Below are 16,712 nucleotides of genomic sequence, written 5' to 3'. Positions count from 1 at the left end.
TCCTGATTAATTGAGTAGAGAGACTGACAGCATGCAACCGTCTGACGACGTCACGACGGCCAGTTCTTCCTGGGGTCGGCTCCGCGATCTGCCGGGCCTGAGGACATAGGAATTCCTTCCTGGACGCCGTTCGGCATAACGAGCGCGGCGTCGCTCAGAGGCAAGATCGGCTTCGGCATCATCGGACCTGGAGAGGAAGTCTTCGGCTACACCGGTCCGCACGCTCAGGTAGCGACCACCGAGGTTGATCAGGGAAGTTTCACACCAGTAGGAGGTGTCGTCGGAGTCAACGACATCCAGCGCGCCGAGGGCTTGACGGTCTGCTTGAAGCAGCGGTTCTGCTGGTTCCGGGGGCAATCCAGCGAAGGCGAAGAGGCGCGCTCGATCAAGATCTTCAACCTCACTTACCACCTCTTCGCGGTCGACGGGGGCAGTGAAACTGGCGGGCGAGATCCAGCTTGACATCTCACGATCCTTGTAGCGAGACCTAACCCCTGCCTCCTCCCTGGCGAGGGCCACCGCGATGTCTTCGCGGGTCTCGTCATCAGTCTCGCCCACCTCCAAGGCATAGCCTTTGATCCTTCCGCCAGCCAAGCAGGCACCGATCACGATCCGTCGCATACGAGCGCCCGGGATGGCCTTTGGAACGAGTACCTGCTCGACGCCGCGGGCCAGTTGAAGGATGCTCAATGGTCGGCCTGAGCTGTTCCCCTTGGCTTCCAGAACCACCACATCGGTCAAGTTCCGCCCGCGCATGTTGTACCAGAAGTAGTCCGGCTTGTGAGACCCCAAGCCACCCATTGCTGGGCCGAGGACGGCGTCGTAACTTACCGCGTCCGCGTCCACCAGGCGGGCGGGTTCGGTGAGTATGAGCTGCTCTACCAGGTCCGTCGCGATGGCGATCCCGAAATGCTCCGAGAAGAGGGAGCGCTGGTGCTTTCTGACCTGGTTCGTCAGCGCCGAGAGCCGAAGATCAGGCCGGGCTTCCGCGAACGCCCACAGGTAACGGATGATTGCCCAGCGACTGGCGGTGCGGAGCGCGGTGAGCCCAGGCAGCCCGGCTGCACCTGCCACATGAAGCCCTGGCAGCGCGCTTGTCGTCTTACCCAGACCGAGCAGCAGTTCCATGGGACGGACGTTGCGCTCCGTCGCGCCAGCCTCCAGTTCCGGAACTGGATGGATCTGCACCATGCGCTGCGTCTTGTGGAAAAACTTCTCGCTGACCTGATCGGCCAGCTTCCAACTTGACTCGACCTCGTAGATCCCAGGCGTCGAAAGCGCTGGCGGCTGGCCGTTAACGAACGATGAGGACGCCACCCATGAATGCTGTCACCCGAGCACCTAGATACACAGATCACATCAGATATACATGTGAGCCGTTCGTACTATCGCAGGCGGCCCACGCAGGTGGGACGAATGCCTGTGTGCTCGCATCTGCACCCGAGCCCGGTCCAGATGCCGAAGGCATAGTTCGGTGGTGCGAGATCAGCGTGCCGCCTCCGAACTGCTTTGGAGGCGGCACGGCCGACGGTCAGCGACTCGCCTTGACGCCTTGAACGAAGGTGCCCCAGGCTTTCGGGGCGAAGGTCAACACCGGGCCGGTTGGGTCCTTGCTGTCGCGGAGCCCGACGACGTCTGGGAGGTTGTCGGCGACCTCGACGCAGTTGCCGCCAGCGTTGCTGCGGCTCGACTTGCGCCAGACGGCACTGGTTAGGTCAGGCACGGGAGTACTCCTCTGCGACTTGCTGGATTAGGCTCGTTGACCGGGACTCGTTGAGGACACGGCCCGTCATGTCGGCCCAGATGGCATCATAGACAACCGTCTCGTGCGGCTTGTCGCGGTAGATCGCCCCCGTCGCAGATTCCAGATAGGCCACCGGCGGCTCTGTCTCCCTGCCGTTGCCGTCCTGCGGGAACTCCAGCATCGAGAAGCCCCCAGCCGTCATCCCGGCGTGCAGTCCGGCAGAAAAATTCATCACCTGGACGGTTACGTTGGGTAACTCTGCAGCCTTGATGATCTGGTGAAGCTGCTCAGCCATGATCGCGTTGTTACCAACAGGGCGGCGTAGCACGGCCTCGTTGATAATCACGCTGAGTTGTGGCGGGGAGAACCGTGTGAGCAGCGCCTGTCGCTCCACCCGGAGTTGGACGGCGCGTTGATGTGTCTCGTTGTCGCTGGTGTCGATCCCGCCGCTGGGGAGTTTGAAGACCTGCTCCGCGTAGGCACGGGTCTGGAGTAGACCGGGAACCAACTCCGCCTCGTACTGCCGAATGTTCGATGCCCCGGCTTCCAGTCCGATGTAGAGCTGAAACCAGCGCGGAAGGCCGGAGCCGATGTAGTCGTGCCACCAGTTCTTGTTCTCCCGGGTGGCCGCCGTCATCGCGAGAAGCAACTCACTGTCCTCGGCGGAAGCGCCGTAGAGGTCGAGCATCTGCTGCACGTCGGCCTGCCGGAAACGGACGTGCTCCGCACCGTTCTCGATCCGGTGCAGCGTCGCACGTGCCCGGTCCAGCCGCTCGGCGGCCTGTTCCATCGTCAGCCCTGCCGCCCTGCGAAGCGACTCGAACTTGCGCCCGATCTGTCGCCGCAACATCGTCGATGCGGTAACTGTTCGTGACACTCTTCGCCTCCGCTTTTCGTAATTCGTCGACAGCCGCGCGTCCAATTGAACCGTGCCCCTGCCTAATAAGCAATAGACACGTCACGGCGTGTACTCGACTGAAGTTGACTCGCTTCCCAGGCATCGCTGTTGAGATGTTGCAATTGAGGTGACGCGGTGCTTCACCGCCTCTGCGGCCAATGTGGAGTTTTTGCTGCTCAGTGGCCATGTGCGCCCTGCTGCCGTACCGCTGATCGAAGGCTGCGGCGGTAGGTGCCGGGGTGGGTCCGCCGGTGCGCGGCGGGCCGGTGGGCCCGCCCTTCCACAGGTCAATCTCGACGAGAGGCAGGTCCTGTCATGCGTGTCTTCCTCCGGCGTGTCCGCCGTCGCCAGCGGGCGGTCCACGGGCCGGCCGGCCAGCGCTCGGCCGCGTACCGCCCGCTGCTGCCCTGGCAGGTGCGCGAGCAGCGGTTCCGGCCCACCCTGCTTGGCCGGCGCGGGCTCGATCCGCAGGAGGTGGGGGAGTTTCTCGACCGGGTTGCCGGTGATCTGGCCGCCGTCTACGACGCGCTCTCGCAGAGCCGGCGGGAGGTCAGCCGGATCAAGCTCGCGCTGTGTCACCTGCGGTCCGAGCGGGCGCACACCCGCAACGAGCGGGAGTGGGGCCGGTGAGCGAACGCTTCGTCATCCACCTGCCGGTGGTCGCCAACGACCTGGTCTCCGCCCAGAGGATCGCCCGGGTGGTGGCGCAATGGACGCACGTTCTGCCGCAGAGCGAACCGGGAGGCACCACCGTGTCGGCCGAGGACGACCAGAACGTACGCCACTGGGTCTTCTGCGACCGGCTCCTGCCCGGCGGCCGGCGGTGCCTGCTCCGGCCCGACCACGACGGCGAGTGCTCCCGCCGGCCGAGGCTGCGGTGAGTGCGGCTCCGGTGGCGTCAGGCGGTCGGGGGAGTGGGCAGGGCGTCGACCACCAGTACGCCGGTGCCGGGCGGGACCTCGGCGAGAAGTTGGCGCTGGCCGCTGCGGGTCAACCGGATGCAGCCGTTGGTGACGTCCTCGCCGAGGGTGTCGTCGTTGTGCCAGCTGTGCACGCCGATGTGCGCGCCGCGGAGCCCGGCCGGTACGGCGTCCGGGTCGTCGGGGACTGCGCCGAGGGCGTAGACGTCCACGCCGCCGTACACCGCCTCGGGCGGGGGTGTGCGGCCGAGGACGAAGGTGCGGCCGAGCGGGGTGGACTGGCCCGGCATGCCGAGACTGACCGGCCACGACTTCTTCGCCCGACCGTCCCGGTACCAGGTGAGCCGGTGCTGTCGGCGTTCCACCACGATCTGGTCGCGCAGCGGCACGACACTGCGGTCGTCGCCGGGTGGCAGCCAGGCGAGCCGCCGGTTGGCCGAGGGCAGCAGCACCGCCGTCCAGCCGGTCCGGCGCTCGACGATCGGCACGGTCAGCTTGACGCCGTTGATGGTGGGGGCGAGGAAGGCCAGCGGCCGGCCGCCGGGTGCGTCGTAGGCGGCGACGTTCCGGCTCGGCCGCAGCCCCTCGGTGAGCGGGGTGGCGTCCAGCGGGCGGGGATCGGCCGGGAAGCCGGCGGGCGCCGGGTCGTAGTCGACGACCGGCAGGGTGGCGGGCGCGGGGGCCGCCGCCGGGACCGGCTCGTCGGTGGGGGCGGCGTCCTCGGTGGGCGGGGCGTTCCCGGTCGGCTCGGCGGCGGGCGGGGGCGCTGGGCGGACCGGGTCGGGGGTCACGGCCCGGCCGGCGAGCACCGCGGCGGCCAGCAGCAGCGGTACGCCGAGCGCGACAGCCAGCCAGCCGAACACCCACCGCGAGGTCAATCGGGCAAACAGCACAAATGCACTGTAACCACCTGTCCTGGGTTAGGCCCCCTCCTGTGCGAAATGCGCCCGGATAGGGCCCTCACTTCAGCTCGGCTCAGCTCAGCTTGGCGCCGACGTGGATGGCTACCGCGTCGTGGGCCGGGACGCTCGCGGCGAACCAGCCGCCCGCGTCCACGGTGATCACCGGGCCGCTGCACGCCCCGCCCGAGAAGTCGCCGTGGATGACGTCGCAGTACCGGCCGGCGGGCAGCCCGGCGTAGTAGGAGCGCCCGTTGACCGCGCCGTCCTCGTCGTTGACCGTCAGGTAGCCCTTGCCGCTGCGGCTGAACGCGATGTGGTTGTTGCCGTTGTCGTACCAGTTGGCGACGTCCGCGCCCTGGGTGGCGTTGTTGAATGCGACCATGTTGGCCACCACCCGCCAACGGTGCTCGCACTCCCAGCCGGAGTAGCAGGTGGTGTTCCGGGTCTTGTTGCCGCTGTCCGAGGGCGGGCCGGCCTCCCGGTTGCTGAAGGTGTAGCTGGACATCACCGTCGGAGAGCCGTACGGCCAGGCCAGCATGAAGGCGTTGGCCAGCGCGTAGATCCCACCGTCGCGGTAGGTCAGCACGCCACCCTCGCGCTGGGTGTCGTGGTTGTCCACGAAGACCGCCGCCGAGCCGCTGGGCAGGTGGCCCCACCCCTCGCCGAAGTTCTTTAGGTACGCCAGCTTCTCGCCGCGGAACACCCGGGCGAGGTCCTTGCCGTAGCGGAACTCGTGCACGTCGCCGTTGCCGGTGTACTCCGGCGGCTGGATCGGCTCACCCGCGCCGTGGATGACCTCCTGCACGAGGTACGCCGAGCGGGAGAGCCTGCCCTTGATGGCGGCGATGTCGGCGGCCGGCATGTGCTTGCTGGCGTCCAGCCGGAACCCGTCCACGCCGAGGGAGAGCAGGTCGTTCAGGTATCCGGCGAGCTTCGACCGGACGTACTCCGACTCGGTCTTCAGGTCCGAGAGGTTGACCAGTTCGCAGTTCTGCACCTCGTACCGGTCGTTGTAGTTGGCGATGTCGTCGCCGCCGTTGCGCCCGCAGTGGTGGAAGTCCTGCGTCTGGTAGATCCCCGGGTAGTCGTAGTGGCCGTACGACGAACCGGCCCAGCCGGTGCCGCCGGCGTCCTGCCCGGACATGTGGTTGACGACGGCGTCCACGATCACCTTCACCCCGGCGGTGTGACAGGTGTTCACCATGGACTGGAACTGCGCCCGGGTGCCCTTGCGGGACTCGATGCGGTAGCTGACCGGCTGGTACGCCACCCACCACTGGTTGCCCCGGACGTGCTCCTGGGGCGGGGAGACCTGGATGTAGCCGTACCCCTTCGGGCCGAGGACGTTCGTGCACTCGCTAGCCACCGAGGGCCAGTTCCACTCGAACAGGTTGGCGATGACCTTCTTGCCGCCGGACGGGGCCGCGACGGCCGGGGGTGCCGTCACGATGGTCGGGACGAGCAGGCTGGCGATCACGCCGAGGGCGAGGACCGCCGAGCGGCATCGGCGTCGATGCATCGGAACTCCTGACGGGGATCGGGGGAGCGGCGGCGCACGACGGGGGAAGGGCCGACTGCCGGAATCCTGCAAGTCGCGCTGAAATTTCCGGAAATGTTACAAGCGCGTTGCGCAGACTGTCAATACATGGACATGTATCACTGTGCCGGACGCTGCCGGTGGCCCGCCTAGGGGCGGTTCGACGCCGCCCTGGCCGACCGGCCTGCGCCGCTCGGGCACTCCTGAGTCCCGCGATCTTGCAGTTGCGGCCCCGACAAATGCCGCATGACGCCCTTCTAGTGGGCCCAAAGTGCAAGATCAGCGGGGGCGGCGGCGCGGGGCAGGGCCGCGGGGTGCGGGCCGCGGGGTGCGGGGTGCGGGGTGCGGGGCAGGGTGGGGCGTGCGGGGCAGGGCCCACGGGGTGCGGGGCAGGGCCGCAGGGTGCGGGTAGGGCCACGGGCCACGGGGCGCGGGGTAGGGCAGAGGAGGGCGTGGGCCGGGGCCGGGGCCGGGGCCGGGGCGGTGGGGTTCCGCCCCGGCTTGGGCGTCAGTGAAAGGGCGTCAGTGAAAGGGCGTCAGCGGAGGGGGGTGAGGCGGTCGGTGCCGATCCGGTCGCGGAGCACCTCTGGCACCAGCACCGAGCCGTCGGGCTGCTGGAACTGCTCCAGGATCGCCGGGAACAGCCGGCTGGTGGCCAGCGCCGAACCGTTGAGGGTGTGCACGAACCGGGTCTGCTTGCCGCCCGGCTCCCGGTACCGGATCGCCGCCCGACGGGCCTGGTAGTCGCCGGCCCAGGAGACCGACGACACCTCCTTGTACTTCCCGGTGCTCGGCATCCACACCTCGATGTCGAGGGTCTTCTTCATCCCTGCGCTGGCGTCGCCGGCCGACAGCAGGCTGCGCTGGTAGTGCAGGCCCAGCCCCTCCACCAGGCTCTCCGCGTGGGCGAGCATCTCCTCCAGCGCCGCGTCCGCCTGCTCAGGCAGGGTGAACTGGAAGATCTCCACCTTGTTGAACTGATGGCCCCGCACGGTGCCCCGCTCGTCCGAGTGCGACCCGGCCGACTCACGCCGGTAGCAGGGGGTGTACGCGAACGTCTTCAGCGGCAGCTTCGTCGTGTCCAGGATTTCGTCCTGATACGTGCCCAGCAGCGCCGTCTCCGCCGTGGGCAGCAGGAACTGCCCGCGCGGGGCGGACTCCCGGTCCAGGTGGTAGACGTCGTCGTAGAACTTGGGGAACTGCCCGGCCGCGAACCCGACGCTGTCCAGCAGGAGGTGCGGCGGGAGGAGGAACTCGTACCCCGCCGCGACGTGCCGGTCGATGAACCAGTTGATCAGCGCCCACTCCAGCCGCGCGCCCTGACCGGTGTAGATCCAGAAGCCGGAGCCGCCGAGCTTGACGCCCCGCTCGTAGTCGACCAGGCCGAGCGACCGGGACAGCTCGACGTGGTCGCGGACCTTCTCGATGGCCGGCGGCTGGCCGAAGGTCTTCACGACCCGGTTGGCCTCCTTGCCACCGGCGACCACGTCGTCGGCGGGCAGGTTGGGCAGCTCGCTCATCTGGTCGCGCAGCCGGGACTGCACCTTGTCGAGCTGGGACTCCAGCTCGGCGAGCTGCTTGCGCTCCGCCTCCGGGGCGACGCTCTCCGGCGTGGTGCCGGCCCGCTTCGCCGCCGCGTACGCCCGGGCGTCCGCCTTGCGGCGCTGCCGCTCGGCGTCGATCTCCGTGATGAGGGCGCGACGTTCCTGGTCGAGCCGCTGGATCTCGTCCAGCGCCCGGTTGACCTCGGCGGGATCCAGTCGCTTCGCCAGCGCGGTCGCCACCGCCTCGCGATCCTTCCGGATCAACTCCATGTCGAGCATGCTGCTCCGTACGCCTCCGTCCGGGGGTCAGGTGGAACCCCCAGATGCTACCGTCGCCGCCCCGCGCCACCGGCCCGGCCCTGTGACCGCCCGCCGGGGCCGCGCGGGTCGACGACCCCGGCGGGGCGGTCACCGGCGGATCGGCGCCACGTCGGCAAGGCGGATCGGCGCCACGTCGGTCAGGCGGATCGGTGTCAAGCCGGCCAGGCGGATCGGCATCAGGGAAGAAGGCGGGTCGGTGCCCGGGCGGTCACAGGCGGATCGGCATCAGGATCGAGAACGCGTCGGCGTCGTCGGGTCGGCGCACGGCCAGCGGGGCGATCGGGCCGTCGAGCTCCAGCACGAGCTGGCCCCGGTCGCCCGCGTCGAGGGCGTCGAGCAGGTACCGCCCGTTGACCCCGACCCGCACCGCGCCCGGGTCGGCGGGCGCCTCGCCGTCGAGCACCCGCAGCCCGCCCGCGTCGTCCAGGCCCAGCACCGTCACCGGTACGTCGAGGCCCTCGTGTCGGACCAGGGCCGGCGTCGCGCCCGCGAGCGCCGCGCGCAGCGCCGGCACGTCCACCTCGATCCGGTACGCGGGCGCGACGTGCCCGTGCAGCAGCCGCCCGTAGTCCGGGGAGTCGTACGGCAGGACCGTGTCGGAGACCTCGTCGTCGGCGACGGAGACGGAGACGCTCGTCCCGTCCAGCCGCAGCAGCGCCTCGGGGGCGTCGGTGTCGAGCAGCGCGCGGATCCGGTCCACGAGGGCCACCGGGGCGAGCGCCCGCGCTCCGGGCCCGTCGACCCGGCCGGGAACCCGGGACACGGCCAGCCGGTACCGGTCGGTGGCGACGAGGCGTACGCCGTCGTCGTTCGCCTCGAACAGGACCGCCGAGAGCATCGGCAGCTCGGGGTCGGCGCCGACGGCGAAGCGGACGGCGTCGATCGCGGCGGCGAGGTCGACGCGGGACAGGACAAGAACGGTGGTCATCGAGTTCTCCTCGGGATCGATCAGGGCGCGGACGCGGGAGAGCTCGCGGCGGGCATCGGCGAGGCCGTCCTCCAGCCGGCGCAGGTGCCCGTCGAGCAGCCGGCGCACCACGGCCGGCTCGGCGCGGTGCCGCACGGCGGCGGCGATCTCCGCCAGCGGCATCCCGACCCGGCGCAGCCCCGCCACCAGGCGGGCCGGGGCAACCTGGTCGTCGGCGTACCAGCGGTAGCCGGTCACCGGGTCGACCAGGGCCGGCACCAGCACCCCAGAGCGGTCGTAGAACCGCAGGGCGCTGATCGTCAGCCCGCTGGCCCGGGCCAGCTCGCCGATGCTGCGCAGTTCGCTCTCCACACCGAGGATCCTGTTGCCTCAACCTGGTCGAGGGTCAAGCCGGGGGCCGGACCGGGACGCCGAGCAGCCGCCCCATGCCCTGACAGGCGCGCGGCACCGCGCCCGCGTCCTGGCGCAGCCGCAGCGCCTGGTGCAGGGCCAGCGCCAGCCCGGTCAGCTCGAAGACCAGCTGCTCCGGGTCGGTGTCGGCGGGCAGGTCCCCGTCGGCGACGGCCCGCAGGGCCTGCCCCCGCAGTTCGCGGTGCCAGCGGTCGGCGTACCCGAGGACGAGGTCGCGGACCGGGCCCGGCCGGTCGTCGAACTCGCTGGCGGCGGCGATGAAGAAGCACCCGCCGGGGTAGACGGGACGGGCGAGGTGGCGTACCCAACTGCCGCAGACGGCGGCCAGTCTCGGCAGCCCGGCCGGCCGGTCCGCGACCGGTTCCCAGATCTCCCGCCAGAACACGTCGGCGGCGGCCTCGACCACCTGGAGTTGCAGGGTCTCCTTGTTGCCGAACGGGCCGAGCAGCCCGGACTTGCTCATGCCGAGGTCGGCGGCGAGCCGGCCGATGGTCAGCCCGGCGAGGCCCTCGACCGAGGCGACCGCGGCACCGTGCGCCAGGATGGCGGCGCGCGTGCGGGCGGCGTCGGCAAGGGACGAGCGGGGACTCATCGGGAGAGTGTAGCGACGCGCGCAGGAAATAACGTCCGAACGTTCGGTCGCTATAGTGCGGGGGACCCCTCACTCAGGAGAGTGCCTTGCCCCGAGCCCCCGCCACCGTCCGCGCCGTGCTGCGACCGCTGATGCGGCTGGCCTGGCACCCCCGCATCGATGGGGCGTCGCACGTGCCCGCCACCGGCCCGGTCATCCTGGCCAGCAACCACCTGTCCTTCCAGGACAGTGTGCTCATCCCGCTGTCCGCGCCCCGCCCGGTGTCGTTCCTGGCCAAGGCGGAGTACTTCGAGGGCCACGGTGCCGGCGGGCTGCTGCGCCGCCAGTTCTTCGCGGGCCTCGGGGCCATCCCCGTGCGGCGGGGCGTCAACCGCGAGTTCCAGTCCTCGCTCGATGCCGCCCTCGCGCTGCTGGAGGCGGGCGGCGCCTTCGGCATCTACCCGGAGGGCACCCGCTCGCGGGACGGCCGGCTGCACCGGGGGCGCACCGGGGTGGCCTGGCTGGCGATGGCCTCCGGCGCCCCCGTGGTGCCGGTGGCGGTGGTCGGCACGGCCCGGCTGGGGTCGGCGGCGGCCCTGCTGCCCGGCGCCGCCCGGCCGGCGGTCCGGTTCGGCCCGGTGTTGGAGTTCCCCGCACACCGGGGGAACGCCGGCTCCGCCCCGGCCCGTCGCCGGGTGACCGACCAGATCATGGACGCCATCGGTGCCCTCTCCGGCCAGCAGCGGGCCCACACGTACAACCCGCCGCCCGGCGACGAGCCGGGCTGACGTTCAGCGGGGCGCGTCCAGGACCCGGAACGTCATCCCCGCCCGCGTCAACCGGTCCAGCAGGGCGTCGCCCATCGCGGTCACCGGGGTCACCTGGCCGGAGGTGGCCGGCAGGCCCTCGTCCAGGGCCAGGCAGAGCGCGGACTCGCCGAGCATCTTCGCGGTCTCGTCGTACCCGGGGTCGCCGCCGGAGACCTCGGTGAGCACCCGCCGGCCGCCGCCCGAGCCGAGGAACCGCACCTGGAACCAGGACTTGGCCCGTTGCTGCGGGCTCGGCCCCTGCCCGGAGGCGAGCCGGCCGAGCAACCAGCGCCGGGTCGGCGGGAGCTTGACCAGCCCGACGAGGCCGCCCAGCCCGGCCGCGCCGAGCACGATCGTCGGCAGCCGCTTCACGGCGGCGAAGTGCCGGTAGCGGAAGTCCGGGCCGTACTCCGGGCGGGCCGCCGCCGACCGGCGGACCACCTGCGGGTCGATGGTCGGCAGCGGCACGGCCCAGGTGCCCAGCTCCTTCGACCGGCCCACCTTCCCGGGCACCGCCCGGACCCGGCGGCCCTCCGGCCGGGGCTCGACGGCCCGGCGCTCCCGCGCCGCCCGGCTCGCCTCGGCGGTACGTGAGAACGCGGTCAGCGCCGAGTGGTACGTCCCGGCGGAGAACTTCCCGCCGGCCCGGACGAACCCGTCCACGGTGATCGGTGCGTCCGCCGGGAGCTGCTTGACGGTGAACCAGACGCCCAGGTCGTGCGGGACGGAGTCGAAGCCGCAGGCGTGCACCAGCCGGGCCCCGGTGCGCACCGCCTCGGCGTGGTGGCGCACGTACATCGTGTCGACGAACTCCGGCTCGCCGGTGATGTCGAGGTAGTCGGTGCCGGCCGCGGCGCACGCGGCGACCAGCGGCTCGCCGTGGTGCACGTACGGCCCGACCGTGCTGGCCACCACCCGGGCGCTGCCGGCGACCCGGCGCAGCGACTCCGGGTCGGTGACGTCGGCGGTGAGCAGCGGCAGCCCGGCCAGCGCCGGGTCGATGCCGGCCAGCCGGTCCCGAACGGCCGCCAGCTTCGCCGGGTTGCGCCCGGCGAGCGCCCAGCGCAGCCCGTCCGGCGCGTGCCGGGCGAGGTACTCGGCGGTGAGCCCCCCGGTGAACCCGGTGGCCCCGAACAGAACGACGTCGTACGCCCGGTCCTCACGCATCCTGCGAGTGTCCCACCCGGGCCGACACCCCGCCCGGCACCCGAGGACGCCCCCGAGGACGGCCGGCTCCCGAGGACGGCTCAGGGAACGGCTCAGGGCGTGAAGACCGCGCGCAGGCAGCCGTCGGCGCGCTCGCGGAACAGGTCGTAGCCGTGCGCGCCCTGCTCCAGGGGGAGGCGGTGGGTGGCCAGGTGGCCGGTGTTGATCTCGCCACGGGCCATCCGGTCCAGCAGCATCGGGATCCACCGCTGCCCGTGCTGCCGGGAGCTGCGCACGGTCAGCCCCTTGTGCATCACCGCGCCGAGCGGGAACGTGTCGACGAACCCGGTGAACGTGCCGAGCACGACGACCGTGCCGCCCTTGCGGCAGGCGTGCACCGCCTCGCGGAGCGCGATCGGCCGGTCCGGGACCGCGCCGGCCCGCCCGGCGGCGGCGAACAGGTCGGCCAGGGATCGGGGTCCCGTGCCGCCCCAGGCCATCCCGACCGCCTCCACGCAGACGTCCGGACCCCGTCCGCCGCTGCGCTCGCGCAACTCGGCCGCGACGTCGGTGGCTAGGTAGTCGAGGGTCTCCGCGCCGACGTGCCGCTCGGCCGACCGCAGCCGGTCGGGGTACCGGTCGATCACCACCACCCGGGCCGCGCCGCGCAGCAGGGCGGCCTGCGCGGTCATCTGGCCCACGGCCCCGGCCCCCCAGACCGCCACCACGTCGCCGGGGCGCACCTCGCCCAGCTCGGCGCCGAGCCAGCCGGTCGGCACCGCGTCGGACGCGAAGACGGCCCGGTCGTCGTCCACCGGGTCGGGCACGGCGAACGCCCCGACGTCGGCGTACGGCACCCGGACGTACTCGGCGTGGCCGCCGGCGAAGCCCCCGGCTGAGCGGGGCTGGCCGTAGCAGCCGCCGGTGGGCTGCCCCCACGCCTGCTCGGCGACAGCCGCCCCGGTGCTGCCGTTGTCGCAACAGGCGTACAGGCCCTGCCGGCAGTACCAGCAGCTCCCGCAGGCCACGACGGCGCAGACCACCACCCGATCGCCGACCCGGTGCCGGCGCACCCCGGGGCCCACCTCGACCACGTCGCCGAGGAACTCGTGCCCGAGCACGTCGCCGACGGCGAGGCTCGGCCCCCGGCCGCCGAGCAGCGGCAAGTCCTCCCCGCAGGTGGCGCTGCGCCGCACCCGGACGATCGCGTCGGCGGAGTTGCGCAGCTCCGGGTCGGGCACCTCGCGCATCCCGAGGCCGTCCGCGCCGAGCCAGCAGAGCGCCCTCATCCGTGTGCCGACCCGTCGAGCGGGCCGTCGAACGGGGGGCGGCCCGGCCCGGCCGGTGGCGCCGGCCCGTCCAGCGGGGAGCGGTCCGGGCGGAGCAGCTCACCGGTCTCGGCGAGCTGCTTGACCTGCCGCAGGGTCTCCCGGATCAGCAGCCCGGGGTCGTTCCCGACCAGGTGGGCGGCCAGCCCGGTGAGCGGGCCGCCGCCGGCCGGCCGGGCGGCCAGTTCGGTGCCCCGCCCGCCGGGTGCCGGGCGCAGCGTCACCTCCACCCCGTCGCCGAGGCGGCGCAGCGGTTCGGGTCGTCGCCCGCCCGGCAGCACCCGCTCCGGCGGCCGGTCGACGGTCACCACCTGCCAACGGTCCTCCCGGCCGCCGGGGCCCGCCGGGCGGGACCGGTCCGCCCGCCCAGGTCCGCGCAGCGCCCGCGCCGCCGTCACCGCGCCGGCCGTCAGCGCCCCGGCGGTACGGGCCACCGCCCGCGCCCCCCGCGTCCCGCGTCCCATCCGTCCCACCCACCCCTCGTCGTCGGTGGCCCTCGTCGGCCTGCGGGCCGCTGCGAACCCGGGCCGGCGGACGAGCGGCCGGCCCCCGCGTGCCCCCACGGTGGCCGCCGGCCGGGTGAAGCGGGTTCCCCCCGAAGGGGTGAACCGGCCGGGGCCGGGTAACCGCCCGCCGCACGACCTGGGGAAGTGGACGCGTCCGTGGGGGTGGGGCCGGATGCCGCAGCACGACTGGGACGCCACGGTCGTGGCCGCCCCGAGCGCCGAGCCGGGGACCCACGACGGGGCCGCGGCCCCGGGTCCCACCGCCACGAGTACGGGGCCGGGGACCCACGACGGGGACGCGGTCCCGGGTCCCGCCGCCGGGAGCGCCGGGGCGGGCGGACCGCCGCCGCTGTTGGCGTCCCGGCTGGCCCCCGCCCCGCTGGCCGAGCCGGTGCTGGTCCGGCCCCGGCTGCTGCGCCGGCTGGACGAAGGCACGGCCGGCCCGGTCACCCTGGTCTCCGGCCCGGCCGGCTGGGGAAAGACCACCCTGCTCGGCTCCTGGGCCCGCACGGTCGAGCCGGCCCCGGCGTGGGTGACGGTCGAGGCCGGCGACACGGGCGCGCGGCTCTGGTCGTACCTGGCGGCGGCGCTGCGCGCTGCCACCGACGGGCGGCCCGACCCGGCTCAGCCGCCCCCGCCCGCCCCGCCCCCGGCCGACGCGCCGCCCCGCCCGGACCAGCTCGAACTGCTGGCCGCCGCGCTCGCCGCCCGGGAGAGCCCGGTGCTGCTCGTCCTGGACGACCTGCACCGGATCGCCGACCCGGCGGCGCTGACGGGGCTGGAGTTCCTGCTCCGCCACGCGGGCCAGCGGCTGCGCCTGCTGGTCGGGGCGCGCACCGACCTGCCGCCGGGCCTGCACCGACTGCGCCTGGCCGGGGAACTGACCACCGTCGGCCCCGACGAGCTGGCCTTCACCGACGACGAGGTGGCGGACCTGCTCACCGCGCACGGCGTGTACCTGCCGGCGGCGGTGGTGCCCCGGCTGCGGGAGCGCACCGCCGGCTGGGCGGCCGGGCTGCGGCTCGCCGCGCTGGCCGTACGGGACCGGCCGGACCCGGTGCGCTGGCTGGAGCAGTTCGGCGGGGACCAGCCGGACGTCGCCGGCTACCTGCGCGAGGAGGTGCTCGACCCGCTCGACGGGGCGGCCCGGGACTGCCTGCGCCGGGGCGCGGTGGCCGACGCGTTCCGCGCCGACCTGGTCGACGCGCTGACCGGCCGCCCCGGCGCCGAGCCGGTGCTCGCCGCGCTGGCCGCGACCGGGGGATTCGTGCGTCGCGACGACAACCGGCCGCCCTGGTACCGCTGCCACCCGTTGCTGGCTGACCTGCTCCGGGCCGAGCTGGCCGGGCTGCCCGCCGAGGAGCTGCGCGACCTGCACCTGCGGGCGGCCGGCTGGTACGCCGGGCACGGGCGCCCCGCCGAGGCGCTGCGGCACGACCTCGCCGCCGGTCACTGGGACCGGGCCACCGAGGTGCTGGTCACCCGCTGGCCGGAGCTGGTCCCGTACGACCGCGAGGGCGCGGGCGGGCCGCCGCCGGCCGCGCCGCCGGAGGAGGCGGTCCGGCGGGACCCGGAGCTGGGGCTCGCCGCCGCCGCCGAGCGGACCCACGCCGGCGATCCGGCCGCCGCCGCCGCGCAGCTGCACCGGGCCGCCGCTCACGCCCGGTCGCTGCCCGTGCCGCGCCGGGACCGGTTCCGCCGGCTGGCCACCGCGCTGGAGGTCACCCTGGCCCGGCTGGCCGGCGACCACGACGAGGTACGCCGGGCGGCGCACCGGCTGCTCGCCACGCGTACCCCCGGCGGGTCGGCGGACGATCCGCGCACCGGCGCGGCCGACGACGCCGACGTGCGGGCGACGGCCGGCGCAGCGCTCGGCCTGGCCGCGCTCGCCGAGGGCGACCTGCGCGGCGCGGCGGCCGAGTTCGGGCCGGCGCTGACGGCGGCCCGGGAGGGCGGCCGGCCCCGCACCGAGCTGCTCTGCGCGAGCCGGTCGGCCCTGCTGCACGCGGCCCTCGGCGAGCTGCGGGCAGCCGAGCGGACGGCCCGGGAGGCGTTGGCCCTGCCGGCCTGCCAGGGCTGGTCCTGCCGGGTCGACTGCGCCCAAGGCCACCTGGCGCTGGCCCTGGTGGCGCTGCACCGGGACCTGCCCGACGAGGCGGCGGCGCACCTGGCGCTGGCCGCCCCGGCCACCGGCGGCGACGCCCCGGGCGCACCTGGCGACCCCCGCGCTCCCGGCACCCCCGGTGCCCTCCGCGAACCCGGCGACCCCCGCACTCCTGGCGGCATCGGCACCCCCGGCGGCCCCGGCGACGCCGGGGAGCCGCCGGTCGCGGCGCTCGCCGCGCTGTGCCGGGCGGAGCTGCTGCGCGACCGGGGTGACCCGGCCGGCGGCCTGCGTCTGCTCGCGGCGGCGCGGGACCGCCTCGGCGGGGCGGGGCAGGGGTCGGCCGGGGCGCGGGAGGTCGCCGGCTGGCTGCTGGCCGCCGAGGCGGAGCTGCGGGCCGCCCACGGCGACCTGGGAACCGCCCGGGAGTTGTTCGCCGACGGGCTGCGCCACCCGGACGGGCCCGCGCCGGCGGTGGCGGTGGCGCTGGCCCGGGTCGAGCTGCGCGCCGGGGACGCGCGGGCCGCCGGGCACGCCCTGCCGGACTGGGACGGCCCGGACGCCGCCGCCTGGCCGCTGCCCGTACGCCTCGACGCGGCGCTGCTCGACGCGGTGCTGGCCGGGCGGGCCGGCGACGAGCGGCGGGCCGGGCGGCTGCTGGAGCGGGCGCTGGAGCTGGCCGAACCGGACGGGTACCGGCGGGTCTTCACCCGGGCCGAGCCGGGGGCGCGGGACCTGCTCGCCGCCCACCTCGACTCCGGCACGGCGCACTGGCCGACGGTCAGCGACCTGGTCCGCGCCCAGGAGCCGACCGATCGGCCGGCCCCGGCGTCGGGGCGGGCGTTGGAGGAGCCGCTCACCGAGCGGGAGCTGACCATCCTGCGCTACCTGCAGAGCATCCTGTCCAACGTGGAGATCGCCGGCGAGCTGTCGCTGTCGGTCAACACGGTCAAGACGCACGTGCGCAACATCTACCGCAAGCTGGACGCCACCCGCCGCCGGGAGGCCGTCCGCCGGGCCCGGGAGCTGCACCTGATCTGAGC

Annotated in this window: 15 protein-coding genes; 4 read left to right on the top strand and 11 right to left on the bottom strand. The window is 73.6% G+C overall.

Annotated elements, in window-relative coordinates:
* Positions 1–6: 6 nt before the first annotated feature.
* The 3 genes from ACQPZO_RS23245 to ACQPZO_RS23235 all read right to left on the bottom strand — a co-directional run bounded on the left by ACQPZO_RS23245 (position 7) and on the right by ACQPZO_RS23235 (position 2,594).
* The gene (locus ACQPZO_RS23245; RefSeq protein ID WP_433343943.1) at positions 7–1,317 is read right to left on the bottom strand and encodes a hypothetical protein; all 1,311 of its coding nucleotides are present in this window, start codon (positions 1,315–1,317) and stop codon (positions 7–9) included.
* 214 nt (positions 1,318–1,531) lie between these two features.
* Positions 1,532–1,723 (bottom strand): DUF397 domain-containing protein, encoded by a 192-nt coding sequence (locus ACQPZO_RS23240; protein WP_433343941.1) that lies wholly within the window; start codon positions 1,721–1,723, stop codon positions 1,532–1,534.
* Positions 1,716–2,594: a helix-turn-helix domain-containing protein gene (locus ACQPZO_RS23235; protein WP_433343939.1), complete on the bottom strand. Its 879-nt coding sequence runs from the start codon at positions 2,592–2,594 to the stop codon at positions 1,716–1,718. Before ACQPZO_RS23235 ends, ACQPZO_RS23240 begins: the two co-directional genes overlap by 8 nt.
* A 363-nt stretch (positions 2,595–2,957) precedes the next feature.
* On the opposite strand from ACQPZO_RS23235, the gene ACQPZO_RS23230 reads away from it, so the two are divergent.
* Together ACQPZO_RS23230 and ACQPZO_RS23225 are read left to right on the top strand one after the other, a co-directional pair.
* Positions 2,958–3,272: a DivIVA domain-containing protein gene (locus ACQPZO_RS23230; RefSeq protein WP_433343937.1), complete on the top strand. Its 315-nt coding sequence runs from the start codon at positions 2,958–2,960 to the stop codon at positions 3,270–3,272.
* Complete coding sequence (locus ACQPZO_RS23225) at positions 3,269–3,523, top strand: hypothetical protein (protein WP_433343935.1); 255 nt, start codon at positions 3,269–3,271, stop codon at positions 3,521–3,523. The genes ACQPZO_RS23230 and ACQPZO_RS23225 overlap by 4 nt, the downstream gene beginning before the upstream one ends.
* Positions 3,524–3,540: 17 nt before the next feature.
* Here ACQPZO_RS23225 and ACQPZO_RS23220 read toward each other — a convergent pair whose 3' ends face one another.
* The 5 genes from ACQPZO_RS23220 to ACQPZO_RS23200 form a co-directional block, all read right to left on the bottom strand.
* Positions 3,541–4,455, bottom strand: a complete 915-nt coding sequence (locus ACQPZO_RS23220; RefSeq protein ID WP_433343933.1) for a L,D-transpeptidase — start codon at positions 4,453–4,455, stop codon at positions 3,541–3,543.
* Positions 4,456–4,537: 82 nt separating this feature from the next.
* Complete coding sequence (locus ACQPZO_RS23215; RefSeq protein WP_433343932.1) at positions 4,538–5,983, bottom strand: alpha-amylase; 1,446 nt, start codon at positions 5,981–5,983, stop codon at positions 4,538–4,540.
* Between the two features lie 554 nt (positions 5,984–6,537).
* Positions 6,538–7,824 carry a serine--tRNA ligase gene (gene serS / locus ACQPZO_RS23210; RefSeq protein WP_433343930.1) on the bottom strand — a complete coding sequence of 429 codons (1,287 nt, stop codon included), beginning with the start codon at positions 7,822–7,824 and terminating at the stop codon, positions 6,538–6,540.
* Positions 7,825–8,074: 250 nt separating this feature from the next.
* The gene (locus ACQPZO_RS23205; RefSeq protein WP_433351174.1) at positions 8,075–9,133 is read right to left on the bottom strand and encodes a MerR family transcriptional regulator; all 1,059 of its coding nucleotides are present in this window, start codon (positions 9,131–9,133) and stop codon (positions 8,075–8,077) included.
* Positions 9,134–9,179: 46 nt separating this feature from the next.
* Positions 9,180–9,797, bottom strand: a complete 618-nt coding sequence (locus tag ACQPZO_RS23200; RefSeq protein ID WP_433343928.1) for a TetR/AcrR family transcriptional regulator — start codon at positions 9,795–9,797, stop codon at positions 9,180–9,182.
* A gap of 86 nt (positions 9,798–9,883) precedes the next feature.
* Here ACQPZO_RS23200 and ACQPZO_RS23195 point away from each other — a divergent pair, with 86 nt between their 5' ends.
* A complete protein-coding gene (locus ACQPZO_RS23195; protein WP_433343927.1) occupies positions 9,884–10,564 on the top strand; it encodes a lysophospholipid acyltransferase family protein in 681 nt (226 codons plus the stop codon).
* Between the two features lie 3 nt (positions 10,565–10,567).
* On the opposite strand, the gene ACQPZO_RS23190 is transcribed toward ACQPZO_RS23195, so the two are convergent.
* From ACQPZO_RS23190 to ACQPZO_RS23180, 3 genes are all read right to left on the bottom strand, one after another.
* Positions 10,568–11,752: a saccharopine dehydrogenase family protein gene (locus ACQPZO_RS23190; RefSeq protein ID WP_433343926.1), complete on the bottom strand. Its 1,185-nt coding sequence runs from the start codon at positions 11,750–11,752 to the stop codon at positions 10,568–10,570.
* 92 nt (positions 11,753–11,844) lie between these two features.
* Positions 11,845–13,020, bottom strand: coding sequence for an alcohol dehydrogenase catalytic domain-containing protein (locus tag ACQPZO_RS23185; RefSeq protein WP_433343924.1), 1,176 nt, complete (start codon positions 13,018–13,020; stop codon positions 11,845–11,847).
* Positions 13,017–13,523, bottom strand: coding sequence for a hypothetical protein (locus ACQPZO_RS23180; protein WP_433343922.1), 507 nt, complete (start codon positions 13,521–13,523; stop codon positions 13,017–13,019). Before ACQPZO_RS23180 ends, ACQPZO_RS23185 begins: the two co-directional genes overlap by 4 nt.
* Before the next feature lie 115 nt (positions 13,524–13,638).
* Between ACQPZO_RS23180 and ACQPZO_RS23175 the strand changes: the two genes are divergently transcribed.
* Positions 13,639–16,710, top strand: a complete 3,072-nt coding sequence (locus ACQPZO_RS23175) for a LuxR C-terminal-related transcriptional regulator (RefSeq protein ID WP_433343920.1) — start codon at positions 13,639–13,641, stop codon at positions 16,708–16,710.
* Positions 16,711–16,712 lie beyond the last annotated feature (2 nt).

This window comes from Micromonospora sp. CA-111912 (assembly GCF_050948415.1).
In the GTDB taxonomy this organism is placed as follows: Bacteria; Actinomycetota; Actinomycetes; order Mycobacteriales; family Micromonosporaceae; genus Micromonospora.
This window is presented reverse-complemented; position numbering and strand designations above follow the sequence as displayed.